The organism is Paenibacillus sp. 1-18 (assembly GCF_000520755.1).
Taxonomy (GTDB): Bacteria; Bacillota; Bacilli; order Paenibacillales; family Paenibacillaceae; genus Paenibacillus; species Paenibacillus brasilensis.
On sequence record NZ_ASSB01000389.1, the window covers coordinates 1 to 764 of the forward strand.

Here is a 764-nt window from a genome sequence, read left to right on the forward strand (position 1 = left end):
GCAGGTGTCGCACTTCATATTACAATCCGTCTTTTAAAATAAGTACTGTCCTGATTTGTAAGATTGTGGTACCCTAGAACGTATATATTGCTATTTTACATATTGGAGTTGAATTAGACAGATGAGTGATTTATACAAAGAGCCTCGATCTTCCGACTCTTTTCAGGAGACGAACGATTATAACGCCCCATTTAACCAGCTCCCAGTGGTTCCACCTACAAACAGTAAGGCTGTTGCCTCGATGGTACTCGGGATTTTATCGGTTGTCATTCCTTATCTTGGGTTGATTATCGGAATAGTTGGCATTATTTTGTCCAGCCTTTCCCTGAAGGAAATTAATCGTTATGGCGAACAAGGTAGAGGTATGGCGATTGCCGGACTGGTATGTAGTATTATTGGGACACTGATTTATACATTGATCATCCTTTCCTTAGTCGTTGTTTTTGTGATAGCGGCCTCAAGTGGCGATACGGACATTTTCTCAGACATTTAATGGTATTCCTGTACATGCACCCTTCACGATTTAGATTTCTGATGCTATGATAAATGGAGTCTAATGAAGGAGAGTGAAGGCCGTATGGCACGTACTCGAACACAAAAAGCACTAAGCAAGGCGAAACGCGCAGGAATGTATTGCGCCGCACAGAGTCGCAAAACAAATGGTCATTATGCCGATATATCACAGCATGTACGGATGAGGCCGACCAAGCAGGTACAATTACAAAAAGTCAAGCACAAGAAGCGAATCGTTCAGAGCGACGCTT

General features: G+C 42.5%; 2 protein-coding genes. Both read left to right on the top strand.

Annotation, left to right across the window (positions count from 1 at the left end; all coding sequences use genetic code 11):
• The first annotated feature begins 121 nt into the window (after window positions 1-121).
• Complete coding sequence (locus L693_RS0126215) at window positions 122-493, top strand: DUF4190 domain-containing protein (protein WP_025721312.1); 372 nt, start codon at window positions 122-124, stop codon at window positions 491-493.
• Window positions 494-577: 84 nt separating this feature from the next.
• On the top strand, window positions 578-764 hold a 187-nt coding region (locus L693_RS0126220), incomplete at its 3' end, for a hypothetical protein (protein WP_025721314.1).

Coding starts and splice junctions, on each gene's coding strand:
- L693_RS0126215 (WP_025721312.1), top strand. CDS start 122: ATGAGTGATTTATACAAAGAGCCTCGATCTTCCGACTCTTTTCAGGAG.